This window comes from Saccharopolyspora sp. NPDC049426 (assembly GCF_040676935.1).
GTDB lineage: Bacteria > Actinomycetota > Actinomycetes > Mycobacteriales > Pseudonocardiaceae > Saccharopolyspora.
Map to the genome: position 1 here is coordinate 1 of NZ_JBFAPZ010000016.1, position 12,035 is coordinate 12,035.

Sequence of the window (12,035 nt, forward strand, 5' to 3'; positions counted from 1 at the left end):
AACGGATCTGATGCCGACCGGCCTCGGCCAGACCCAGGTCCCGCACGGCGAACTCCAGGCCGTTGACCTTCTGCAACTTGACGCTCATGACTTCCTCTCGGGTGCGAAGATTCATCGACGATCGAGTCCGAATTGGACTGCTTCGGCGGAGGTGCCGGACGGCGATCGCACGGGGTCGGCGAAGATTCGGCTCAACACGGCCCGGCGTCGTCGGCCGGTAGCCGTGATCCCTCTCGCGACATCAAAAAAGGCACCTCCGTCAGGAGGCGCCCTTACCGTGCTGTCCCTTTACCCCACCGGCCGAGCGTGGCGGACGTGAAGTCCGTTGCAGCGCCTCTCAGCTAGCGGTCGCGCTCCTGATCGGAGAGCATCGAGTCGGTCGAACCCGGCGTGCTCAAAATTCTGGTGACGCCCGGGGACTTTGTCAAGCTGGCAGGTCGGAGCACCCGTCTCGCCGAACATCACCTGTTCTGGTGATGTTCGGCTGGTGGGCCGTCGCGCCTTCAAGGTCCGCGCGCGCGAGCGCGATAAACATGAAAGTCACACCGTTGAGTTCAAAGCTAAAGAATGCGGCGCTCATGACACTTGTTGGCGGCATCCGGGGAGTGGACGAGAACGAGACGCTCCAGGCCGAACGGCAGGACGAACCCCGCCGGGGAAATCCCGGCCCGGCCATGGCCATGCGGACGTTCTTCACGCCTCCGTTCGCCAGCCTGCCCGTTGATCTCTACGCCAAGATCGAGGACGGCGCGGCCACCCGGCACCGCAACGCGGTGACGGTCCACCCGCACAGCAGGGTGTCCACCTCCACCTACTTCGGGCGCTTCCCCGCCAGCTACTGGCAGCGCTGGACGGCCGCCGCCGAGGTGACCGTTCGCGCGAACGTCAGCGGCGCCGGGATCGTGCGCGTGATGGCGTCCGACTCGCGAGGAGGAGCCCGCACGCTGCACACCGAGCGGGTCGCGGGAAGGACCACCGAGTCCCAGGTGTGCTGGACCGTGGACATCGGCAAGTTCGTCGACGGCGGTGCGATCTGGCTCGAACTGATCACCGAGGCCGACTCGCTGCAGGTCGCCGACGTCGCGTGGTTCGTGCCCGCCCCGCCGCGCAGCCGCCCCACCTCCGCGGTGCTGTGCACCCACAACCGGCCCGACGACTGCCTGAACACGCTGCGCGCGCTGGCGGCCGACCCCGTGGCGATGAGCGCGCTGTCGGCGGTCTACGTGGTCGACCAGGGTGACGACACCGTCGAATCCCGCGAGTCCTTCGAGTCGGTCCGGCGGATGTTCGGCGGGCTGCTGCACTACCGGCGCCAGCGGAACCTCGGTGGCGCAGGCGGTTTCACCCGCGGACTGCACGAGACGCTCGCCGACGACGAGATCGCGGCCAACGCGCTGTTCATGGACGACGACATCCTGCTGGAACCGGACACGGTCGTGCGGATGACGACGTTCGCGAACTCCGCCGTCGAGCCGATCGTGGTCGGCTCGCAGATGCTGCAGCTGCTGCACCCGTACCGGATCCACGTCTCCGCCGAGCACGCCCGGTTCACCACGATCGAACCCGGTCTGGCCGTCGACGGCGGCCTCGACCGCGCGGACCTCACCGAGGAGCTGCAGGAGCGGCGGGTCGACGCGGACTACAACGCCTGGTGGTGCTGCCTTCTGCCGTCGGAGATCGTGCGCGACGCCGGCTACCCCATCCCCATGTTCTTCCAGTGGGACGACGTGGAGTTCGGCTACCGCATCCGGGGCCGTGGCCACGCGACGGTCACGCTGCCCGGGGCGGCGGTGTGGCACGCCGACTTCGACTGGAAGGACGAGGACAGCTGGGTCCGCTACTTCACCTTGCGGAACGCGCTGATCATCGATGCTCTGCACGGTGACTTCGACGGGACCGCCAGCGCGAGGGTCTTCCTCCGCTGGGCCGCCGAATGCCTGGTGTCGATGCGCTACGCCCAAGCCGAGGTGCTCATCGCGGCGGTGGAGGACTTCCTCGCTGGTCCGGACGTGCTGCGCGACGGCGATGCCTCGACGCTCGCGCGGATCGCCAGGATCCGCGCCCCGCACGCCGAGACCGCGCGGCACAAGCCCTCGCAGGTCCCGGGGCTGACCGGTGCGTCCCGGCCGATCGCCAAGGCCGGTCCGCACCCGGCCCGGCGCAGGCTCGTGCTGGCCAAGCGGCTGGTCTGGCACCTGCTGGGCAGGGTCGGCGGCTCGGCGTCCATCTCGTCCGGCGACGCCCACTGGTGGCACGTCGGGCTCTTCGAGACCGCGGTGGTCACCGACGCCTCGCAGGAGTCGGTGTCGGTCCGCAGGGTCGATCGCGACGAGCTGCGCCGGATCGGCGCGAAGGTGCTGCGCACGGCGTTGCGGCTGCACCGCGAGGGGGATGGGGCGCGCGGTGCGTGGCATGCAGGCCATCGCTCGCTCACCAGCAGGGAGAACTGGACACGCCTGTTCCAGCTCGACGAAACCAACACTTCCAAGGAGTAGATCGTGAACATGCTGTCCCGCGTCCTCTCCCCCGTGCGGGCCGCCGCACGGGAGAAGTTGCAGCGAGCGGTCTCCGAGGCCGTCGCGGGCGTGATCCGCCCGGAGATCGACCGCGCCGTGAACGCCACCCGCGACTTCGAGATGCGGTCCCGCCGCGACCTGTTCGCCGCCGGCGAGCGCGACGCCGCGGTCTCCACCGCACGGCTGGTGCACCAGGAGATGGCCTCGGCGCGGATGCTGCCCAACCCCATCGCCACCCTCAACCACGCGCTGTCGCTGGCCCCGGCCGAGGGCATGGCGCTGGAGTTCGGCGTGTACTCCGGCAAGACCCTCACCGAGATCGCCCGCTCCCGCGGGGGCGTCGACGTCTACGGCTTCGACTCGTTCGAGGGCCTGCCGGAGCACTGGCGGGCCGGGTTCCCCGAGGGCACCTTCGGCGGCGAGATGCTCCCCGACGGTCCGCCCGTGGTCGAGGGCGCCGAGCTGGTGGTCGGCTGGTTCGACGACACGCTGCCGAAGTTCCTGGAGACCCACCCGGGCCCGGTGGCGTTCCTGCACGTCGACTGCGACATCTACTCCTCCACCAAGACCGTGCTGGAGCTCGTCGGTCCGCGCCTGCGGCCGGGAAGCATCGTGGTGTTCGACGAGTTCTTCAACTACCCGGGCTGGCAGTTCGGCGAGTACCGCGCCTGGGGAGAGCACGTCGACGCGACCGGTTGGAAGTTCTCCTACGAAGCCTTCACCATCGACAATGAACAGGTGGCCGTCCGGCTGACCGACATCGGTTCCCACGTGGACATCGAGAGGTTCGCGCCGGCTCCCCGCGCCGCGGTTCAGCACCGCTGAACGCGTCGTCCCGCTCGCCCGGCACCGGGCGGGCGTCCCGGGGTCCGCCGGGAGGGAGCCGGCGAGGTGTGGTCGTCGGCGTCCGCCTCGAGAGCGGAGGGCCATGACTGAGAGCGACCGGCTGGACGGGGCGTACGGGCTGGACGTGGAGCTCCGCAACCTGGCCTGCGAGGTCAACCGGGCCGCCGCCTGGAGCTACCGGTTCTCCGACGGCGACCTGCGCTGGTCGGCGGGGATGGCGAACCTGCTGCAGGTCGACGAGAGCGATCCGCATGAGCTCCCGCGCAGGCTGCGGGAGCTCATCGCACCCCTGGTGCACTCCGCCGAGACCCGAGAGGAGGACGGCTCGCAGTCCGTCGAGGAGCCGTTCCAGATGCCGTCCGGGGAGCGGCGTGCGATCTTCCTGCGCTGCCGCCCCACGCAGCACGGACCCGATCGTCGCCTGGTCGGGATCGCGGTGGACGTGGCGTACCCGCTGAGCGACGAGAGCCACGACACCGACATCGCCGACCGCTACCGGCGGCTGATCGAGCTGAACCCGGACGCGGTGTGCGTGCACCAGGACGGCGTCACCGTCTACCTCAACCCCGCAGGGGTGCAGATGATGCACGCCGCGTCCCCCGAGGACATCGTCGGGCACCCGATCACCGAGTTCGTCGCCGAGCACGCGCAGGCGGAGTTGTTCTCGCGGCTGTCGGTGGCCCACGATCCGGGGACGACCACGGAGCCCGCCGAGGCGGAGATGATCCGGGTGGACGGGTCGCGGATGCTGGTCGAGTCGATCGCGGTGCGCACCAGCTGGCACGGTCGCCCGGCGTTCCAGGTCATCCTGCGCGACGTCACCGCGCAGCGGAAGGCCGAGGCCGCTCTGCGCTACCAGGCGGCGCTGGTCGAGAACGTCAGCAACGCCATCGTCGCCACCACCTGGCACGGCGTGGTGACCAGCTGGAACCCGGCCGCCGAGACGATCTACGGCTGGTCCTCGGCGCAGGCGCGAGGGCGGCACGTCTCCGAGGTCGTGGGCGCCGAGATCGACCCGGCCGCGTTGCTGACCGTGGGCGGGACCGTGGAGGCCAAGCACCGGCACGCCGACGGATCGCCGGTGCAGGTGCGGATCTCGGCGGCGGAGATGAGCGACGGCTACGTGCTGGTGTGCACCGACGAGACGGCCCGGCGCCGGGCCGAGAAGCGCTACGCGACGGTGGTCAGCCTGCTCGACGAGGGCGTGCTGGTCATCGACGAGGGCGGCAAGGTCGTCATGGCCAACCCGGCGGCCACGTCCATCCTCGGGGCCCAGGAGGAGGACCTCGTGGGAACCCGGCCCGAGTCGTGGATGACGTTCGACGAGGACGGCAACCAGCTCCCGCAGGCGCCCTCCCTGCGCACTCGGCTCACCGGTGAGCCGGAGAACCGACGCGTGGCGCGCTTCGAGCGCTCCGACGGCAGCAGCGTGTGGCTGGCGATCTCGGCGCGCTCGCTGACCGCGGACGATTCGCCGCCGCACCGGACGCTGGTGTCGTTCACCGACATCACCGAGCCGCGCGCGTTCCGCAAGCGGCTGGAGCGGGAGGCCACCCACGACCCGCTGACCGGGCTGGCGAACCGGACGATGGTGCTGCGCAGGTTGCAGGCCGCGATGGGCGAGCCCGACCGCACGGTCACGACCGGCGTGATGTTCATCGACCTGGACAAGTTCAAGATCATCAACGATTCGCTGGGCCACGTCATCGGCGACGAGGTCCTGCGCGTGACCGGTGAACGCCTCCGCGCCGTGATGCACTCGGCCGAGCAGGTCGGCAGGCACGGCGGCGACGAGTTCGTGGTGCTGGTGAACGACGAGGAAGGTGGCTCGTCCCTGGGCGACCTGGCTGCCGCGATCCGGCGGCGGCTCACCGAGCCGATCACGGTCGAGGGCAGGCAGCTGCACGTCGACGCCAGCATCGGCATCGTGCTCGTCCCGCCCGGCGATCCGCGCACCGCCGAGGACGTGCTGCGCGATGCCGACGTGGCCATGTACGAGGCGAAGACGCGGGGCCGCGGGCGGGCGGCGTTCTTCGACGTGCAGCTGCGCGAACGCCTGCAGCGCTACCTGGAGCTCGAGCAGGACCTGCGCTCGGCGGTCGACCGCGGCGAGCTCTGGCTGGCCTACCAGCCGATCGTGAACCTGCACGCCAACCGCGTCAGCGCGGTCGAATCGCTGTTGCGCTGGACCCACCCGGTGCACGGGCGGATCTCCCCGGAGGAGTTCATCTCGATGGCGGAGGAGAGCGACCTGATTCACCACATCGGGTCGTGGGCGCTGTCCACCGCGATCGAGCAGATGGCCGAGTTCCGCACGCGGCACGGCCTCGACCTGCGGGTGAAGGCCAACCTGTCGGCGCGCCAGCTGGAGGACCCGGGCCTTCCGGAGGCGGTGGACGAGGTGCTGCGCAAGTCGGGGTTGTCCGCGAAGTCGTTGTCGCTGGAGCTCACCGAGAGCGCGCTCATGCACGACCCGGCGACCGCCACCCGGATGCTGCAGGAGCTGCGCCGGTACGGGATCCGGCTGGCCATCGACGACTTCGGCACCGGGTACTCCTCGCTGGCGCAGCTGCTGCGGCTGCCGCTGGACTCGCTGAAGATCGACCGGTCGTTCATCGACGGCATCGCCCACTCCCACGACGCGGAGGCGCTGGTCAACAGCATCTCGGCGATGGCCCACGCGGTCGATCTCGCGGTGATCGCCGAGGGCGTGGAGACCGCCGAGCAGCTGGAGGTGCTGCGGCGGCTGGGCTGCGACCAGGCGCAGGGCTACTACCTGGGACGGCCGGTGCCGATCGAGGACCTGGCGGCGACCATCGAGCTCGCCGACCGGCGCATGAAGGGCGACTGAGGCGGGTCGCGCGATGCGGCCCGCATGTGCTCGAACGCCGTCTCGTCGACGAAGCCTTGTTCGACGAGCGTGCCTACCGGGCTTCGGCGAGTTCCTTGATCCCGGCGAGGTTGGCGGCCATGCCGCGCTCGAACTCCCGCAGCCGGACGAAGACGATCTTCTGCTCCTTCTCCGGCATGCGTTCGATGGCCAGGCTCAGCCCGGAGGGCGCCGGACCCATCCGAGCCCACTGGCTCAACCGCGTGCCGCCATCGGCAGGACGCAGGGCGAACCGCCAGGACGCCATCGGGTTCTCCGGATCCCGCACCGCCCAGCCGAAGACCCGCTGGGGCTCGAACTCGACGACGTGCGAGGTGGTGGTCCACTCCCCCAGCGCGTCGTGGCGGTTGCGCCCGGTGAACCGGGCGCCGAGCGACGGCCCGCGGGCGCCATCGAGCCACTGCACTTCCTGCAGCTCATCGCTGATCCGCGCGATCAGCTCCATGTCGGTGACCAGTTCCCACACGTGTTCGGGTGGGGAGTCGATCCAGGTCTCGACCTCGACCGTCGGCCCGTCGGCGTAGCGCGCACCCGTCCACTCCATGCTCGGCGACCCCTCGTCGTATGGTGTTGACCAGTAGGGTTTCTTGACGAAACTCGGGTCGTCAACTACCGCACGACAAGGAGGCCATCAGCCGAGCTGCGAGATCGAGACGGGCACCGGTACCTGCGGAGCGGCCCGGCGAGAGGTCTCCAGCACGCGCTTGATGACGGTCACCACCTCCCGTCCGGGCTTCGAGCAGGTGAACGCGGCGCGAGCGTGCTCGCTGATCGCCGCGCGCACGGAGACCTCGATCTCCATGTGCCGGAAGAGGTGAGTCGTGCCCTCGACCTCGGAGAAGCTGTAGGTGATGGTCACCGAGGACGTGTCATCGACGCCCCGGGACCGGACGATCCAGCGGCGGCCCGGTTCGGCTTCCAGTATCGCCCAGTCCTCGCCTTGCGGCTCCCGCCACGTCGTGCCTGCGGGCTGTCTGCCCCGGGGCACGAGTGTCCAACCTGGATCGGTCACCGGCCGGCCGTCCTCCCAGTTCGCCGGATCGGTGATGTAGCTGTAGACGTCCATGGCCGGGCACGCGATGTCGGTCTCGGCCATCGTCGAATAGAAGGGCATGGCTCACGCGTCCTTCCACTCAATTGTTCCCCCTGGGGCGCCCCGCTACCGGATTACCCCCACCGGACCATTGTTGGGCCCGAAAGGGAATCAGCAACTCGATCGGAACCTGGTGATCGCGCAACAGGCACGACTTCAGGCGACAGCGGTGGCGCAGAACACATTCGCGGCTGCCTCCGAAAGCCCGTGCGACGTAGTCGCTTTCACAACCGCTCTCTCCGAATCGGACCTCGGCGGCGCACAGCGCCGCCGAGGTCGGCGGAGCCTACCGAACGCGGCGATCCCGGCAAGATCGCGAGCATGCTTCAAGTTGCCCTCGAAGCGGCCCTGACCCGCAGGTTCATCGCACCGGCAACATCATGACCGAACGATGCCGCCGTCACCCGATGGGTGGGGGTTTCCAGATCGATTCCGAAGTCTGCGACGGGGTCCGTCGCGGCCCCGCCGACGCGCCGGACGTGCCGTCAGGTGCGACCCCGCGACCGCCCGCGACCAGCGCATGTACCGTGACTGGCGAACCCACCGGCCGGCCCGCCGGGCGGTGATCCGCTGGAGCGTCCACAGGAGACTTACGACCGATGCAACCGAGTAACGAGCAGGACCGCGCGAAGTGGGCCGCGGGTACGGCCGTCATCGACGCCTACATCCGCGACGGCATGAAGCTCGGCCTGGGCTCGGGCACGACCTCGCACTGGTTCGTCCGCGCGCTGGGCGAGGCCGTGTCGAACGGCCTCAACGTGGTGGGCGTGCCCACCTCGACCGGCACTCGTGACCTGGCGCTCGAGGTCGGCGTGCCGCTGACCACGCTCGCCGAGGTCGGCCGGCTGGACCTCACGGTCGACGGCGCCGACGAGATCGACCCCGCGGGCCACATGATCAAGGGCGGCGGCGCCTGCCTGCTGTGGGAGCGCATCATCGCCGACACCTCGGACAAGATGGTGTGCGTGGTCGACGAGGGCAAGGTCGTCGACCAGCTCGGCAAGTTCCCGCTGCCCATCGAGGTCGTGCAGTACGAGTGGCAGGCCACCGAGCGCGCCATCAGCTCGCTGCTGGACGACCTGGGCCAGCCCGGCGTGAAGCTGACCCGCCGCGAGAAGGACGGCGGCCCGCTGGTCACCGACAGCGGCAACTTCATCGTCGATGCCCACCTCGAGGCGATCAAGGACCCGATCGCGCTGGACTCGCAGCTGAACTGGATCCCCGGCGTGGTGGAGAACGGCCTGTTCACCGGGATCGCCGCGGAGGTCGTGATCGGCCGTGCGGACGGCAGCCACGAGATCCGCGACGTTTCGGCGACCCCGTCGGCCCGCCCGTCGACCCGCGGTCGCTGAAAGTCATCACCCGATCGAGGGGTCGTGAGCGCTGCTCACGACCCCTCGTCGCGTTTCAGAACCCCGCGTAGCAGTAGGAATCCGAGGAGGCGTCCCCTCCTTGGAGCCGGACCTGGTGCGCCCGACGGCCCCGGAAGTCCTCACCGTGCGGGAAGAAGCCCTCGTCGACGGTGAGGCCGCCGCGGTGCGGGTCGGTGGAGAGCTTGGCCATCCACGCGCCGACGCCGTCGGGGTAGAACTGGTCGTCCCACGACCCGTAGAGCGAGTTGGTCAGGTAGATCCGCGTTCCGTCCCGGCTGACCTCGACCATCTGCGGCCCGCCCGCCAGCGGCCGGTCCGGTGCCGACGGGTGCGCGACCCGGCCCACGATGCCACCGAGCCGGACCGATCCGGCTTCGCGAGGCGCGGCGGGGTCCCTGACGTCGTACTGCTTGAGCTCGCCGGTCCCCCAGCACGAGACGTAGAGGAAGCGGTCGTCGACGGACAGGTTGATGTCGGTGACCAGTGGCGGGACAGCGCCGAAGGGCTTGAGCGCGGGTGGGAGCAGTTCGGCGTCGGCGGGTTCGGCGGGGATGGTGATGACCTTGTCGGCCGTCCACCGATCGCCGTCGCGCCGCCAGCGCCACACCGATGCCGACAGGTCTTCGGTGCTGATCACCACGCCGGCGAATCCCCAGGTGGCGTTGGGGTCGTGCGAGGGCCGCAGCTCCAGCACCATCTGGTGCTCGGAACCGAGGTCCACCCGCTGCACGTGCTCGCCCTCGGCGAGGTCCCAGAAGTGCAGGGCGTGGCCGTACTCGTTGGCCAGCAGCAGTTCGGGCACCACGCCGTCCTCGATCATTGCGGGCGTGCCCCACTCGCTCGTGATGAGGGTGTTCTGGTTGAGGTGCCACCAGGCGTCGTAGGCGAGATGCTGCGGGCCCCGGTCGGTCTCCCACGCCCGCACGACCTCGAAGCTGTCGTGGTCGAGCACCGCGATCCCGCCCGGTCCTCCGTCGCCCTCGGCGGCGCCCAGGCACGACAGGTAGATGCCGTCGGGGCCGCAGTGCAACGTGTGCGGACGGGAGTACCCGGCTCGGGCGGCGAGCTCCTCGGCGGCGATGGTGCGCACCAGGTGGGGCTGCTTCGGGTCCGGGTGGGTGTCGTAGACGTGCAGGTTCGAGGAGCGCAGGCCGGGCAGCAGCAGGTACCGGCGTTGCAGGCCGTCGGTGTGGTGACCGGCGTGGGCGAAGGCGCTGCTGCACGCGTTCCAGCCGAAGTGGTGCAGCTCGTCGCCCTTGGTCGGCAGCTCCGCCCATCCCACGATCTGCCCGAGCTGGGCGGATTCCGGGTCGGTGTCGATGACGGCGAGGGCGTCGGGTTGTTCGGCCGCGCGGTCGAAGGTGACCACGTAGGCCAGCTTCTCCGGTGGCGCGGCGATCGCCTCGGCGGGACTGCGGTAGAAGGTCGGATCGACCGCGGCATGGCTCATCTCGTCCTCCTCGGGAGATGGCGTTCGGTCGTTCCAGCATGGTCCCGCACTCCCGCCTCAGCGACCGTGTCCGCGTCCCAGGACGCCGCTGATCCGGGTGGTTTTACAGGTGCGCGCAGCGCAGCTCCGGGCTGAGCCGGTAGGTGGTGTCCAGAACCGCGTTCTGGCCGCCCAACCAGCCCGGATCGCACCCGGGGTGCATCGTGTGCACGATGACGAGGTCCCACTCCTGCGACTCCACCTGGTCGCTCGACAGCACCGTGGTTTCACCCAGCAGGAGAGTGGGGACGTGGGGATCGGCGTAGGAGACGTCGACTCCGAGGCCCGCCAGTTCGGCCATGATCTCCAGGGCCGGGGACTCGCGGATGTCGGCGACGCCCGGCTTGTATGCCACGCCCAGCACCAGGACTCGAGCTCCCGCGACGCGCTTCCCGCGATCGGCGCGCAGTTGCCGAGCGCGGTCCGCGACCCTGCGCGGCCGGGCCGCGATCGAACCCATCGCCGCGTTCATCAGCGGGGCGGGCAGGCGTTGGGCGCGCAGCTGCCACAGCAGGTAGTGCGTGTCGCAGGGGATGCAGTGCCCGCCGACTCCCGGACCGGGGTGGAACGGCATGAACCCGTACGGCTTGGTGGCGGCGGCCTCGATGACCTCTATCGGATCGACGTCGAAGGCCCGGCAGCTGTCGGCGAACTCGTTGATCATCGCGATGTTGACCGCCCGGAAGCTGTTCTCCAGCAGCTTGGTGAGCTCGGCCGCCTCCGAGGAGGACACCACGTGCACCGCGGCCGCCGTGCTCGTCAACGCTTCCTGCGCCCGGCGACCGCATTCGGCGCTGATCCCTCCGACGACGCGCGGGGTCGCGCGCCGGTCGTGGCGGGCGACGCCGGGGTCGATGCGCTCGGGGCTGAAGGCGACGTAGACGGCGCGGACACCGTGCGAACCCACGCCGAGGACCTGGACGTGGTCACGCCCTGGATCTACGGCGTGCGGCCGGACGGGGCGATCGCGGAGCAGTCAGCCGACGACCCGGACGAGGCCGAGCAGTTGGAATCGCTGCGCTCCGCCGGGCCCGCGGTCATCCCCACCGTCGCCAACCACTTCGACGGCGACTGGCAGTACGAGGCGGTGGCCCGGATTCTGCACGACCCCGAACTCACCCGGCAGCACGTGGACGGCCTCGCCGAACTCGCCCGCGACGGCGACTACCCCGGCATCGACATCGACTACGAGGACCTGCGCGCGGCCGACGGCCCTGGGTTCACCCGGTTCGTCCGCGAGCCCGCCGACCGGCTGCACGCCGACGGCAAGACCCTGTCGGTGACCCTGGCGCCCAAGACCGAGGACGACGGCCACAGCGAAGCCACCCGGGCGCTGGACTACCGCGCCGTGGGCGAGGCGGCCGACTCGGTGCGGATCATGGCCTACGACTACCACTGGGCGACCTCCGCACCCGGTCCCGCCGCACCCGAGATGTGGGTGCGCGAGGTGCTGACGTACTCGCTCACGCGCGTGCCCGCCGAAAAGCTCGTGCTGGGCGTGCCGGTCTACGGATACGACTGGAGCGGCGGCTACGGCTCGTCGCTCTCCACCGCCGGGGCCCTGGAACTCGCACAGCGGTACGACAAGGAGCCGGTGTGGGATCCCGTGGGTGGATCCGCCTGGTTCGAGTACCGCCAGGACGGCGTCGACCACGAGGTCTGGTTCGAGGACACCCGCAGCACCGCCATCAAGCTCGGCCTGGCGCGCGAGTTCGGGCTGCGGTCGGTGCACCTGTGGAGCTACGGACCGGAAGCACCCGGTCTTTGGGAAGAGATCGACGCGAGCTGGACACGAGCCTGCCCGTGAAACCGCGATGCCCGAATCCGG

The 12,035-nt window shown here is 70.0% G+C and carries 9 protein-coding genes; 5 read left to right on the plus strand and 4 right to left on the minus strand.

From position 1 onward, the window contains the following. Nucleotides 1–578 precede the first annotated feature (578 nt). From AB0J78_RS28225 to AB0J78_RS28235, 3 genes are all read left to right on the plus strand, one after another. Nucleotides 579–2,495, plus strand: a complete 1,917-nt coding sequence (locus AB0J78_RS28225; protein ID WP_363794180.1) for a glycosyltransferase — start codon at nucleotides 579–581, stop codon at nucleotides 2,493–2,495. 9 nt (nucleotides 2,496–2,504) lie between these two features. Beyond that, the gene (locus tag AB0J78_RS28230) at nucleotides 2,505–3,341 is read left to right on the plus strand and encodes a class I SAM-dependent methyltransferase (protein ID WP_363794436.1); all 837 of its coding nucleotides are present in this window, start codon (nucleotides 2,505–2,507) and stop codon (nucleotides 3,339–3,341) included. 103 nt (nucleotides 3,342–3,444) lie between these two features. Next, nucleotides 3,445–6,213 carry an EAL domain-containing protein gene (locus tag AB0J78_RS28235; RefSeq protein WP_363794182.1) on the plus strand — a complete coding sequence of 923 codons (2,769 nt, stop codon included), beginning with the start codon at nucleotides 3,445–3,447 and terminating at the stop codon, nucleotides 6,211–6,213. A gap of 73 nt (nucleotides 6,214–6,286) precedes the next feature. Here the strand turns inward: AB0J78_RS28235 and AB0J78_RS28240 are convergent, their stop codons facing one another. Both AB0J78_RS28240 and AB0J78_RS28245 read right to left on the minus strand, forming a co-directional pair. Further along, nucleotides 6,287–6,796 (minus strand): SRPBCC family protein, encoded by a 510-nt coding sequence (locus AB0J78_RS28240; RefSeq protein ID WP_363794184.1) that lies wholly within the window; start codon nucleotides 6,794–6,796, stop codon nucleotides 6,287–6,289. An 87-nt stretch (nucleotides 6,797–6,883) separates the two neighbouring features. Continuing rightward, entirely contained in the window at nucleotides 6,884–7,366 is a 483-nt protein-coding gene (locus AB0J78_RS28245; RefSeq protein ID WP_363794186.1) for a hypothetical protein, read from the minus strand. A 578-nt stretch (nucleotides 7,367–7,944) separates the two neighbouring features. Here AB0J78_RS28245 and rpiA point away from each other — a divergent pair. Continuing rightward, a complete protein-coding gene (gene rpiA / locus AB0J78_RS28250) occupies nucleotides 7,945–8,697 on the plus strand; it encodes a ribose-5-phosphate isomerase RpiA (RefSeq protein ID WP_363794188.1) in 753 nt (250 codons plus the stop codon). Nucleotides 8,698–8,752: 55 nt separating this feature from the next. On the opposite strand, the gene AB0J78_RS28255 is transcribed toward rpiA, so the two are convergent. Beyond that, nucleotides 8,753–10,168 carry a selenium-binding protein SBP56-related protein gene (locus tag AB0J78_RS28255; RefSeq protein WP_363794190.1) on the minus strand — a complete coding sequence of 472 codons (1,416 nt, stop codon included), beginning with the start codon at nucleotides 10,166–10,168 and terminating at the stop codon, nucleotides 8,753–8,755. Between the two features lie 103 nt (nucleotides 10,169–10,271). Next, a complete protein-coding gene (locus tag AB0J78_RS28260; RefSeq protein ID WP_363794192.1) occupies nucleotides 10,272–11,114 on the minus strand; it encodes a nucleotide sugar dehydrogenase in 843 nt (280 codons plus the stop codon). Between AB0J78_RS28260 and AB0J78_RS28265 the strand changes: the two genes are divergently transcribed. Continuing rightward, the gene (locus AB0J78_RS28265) at nucleotides 11,103–12,014 is read left to right on the plus strand and encodes a glycosyl hydrolase family 18 protein (RefSeq protein ID WP_363794194.1); all 912 of its coding nucleotides are present in this window, start codon (nucleotides 11,103–11,105) and stop codon (nucleotides 12,012–12,014) included. The two genes, AB0J78_RS28260 and AB0J78_RS28265, sit on opposite strands and share 12 nt — an antisense overlap. Nucleotides 12,015–12,035 lie beyond the last annotated feature (21 nt).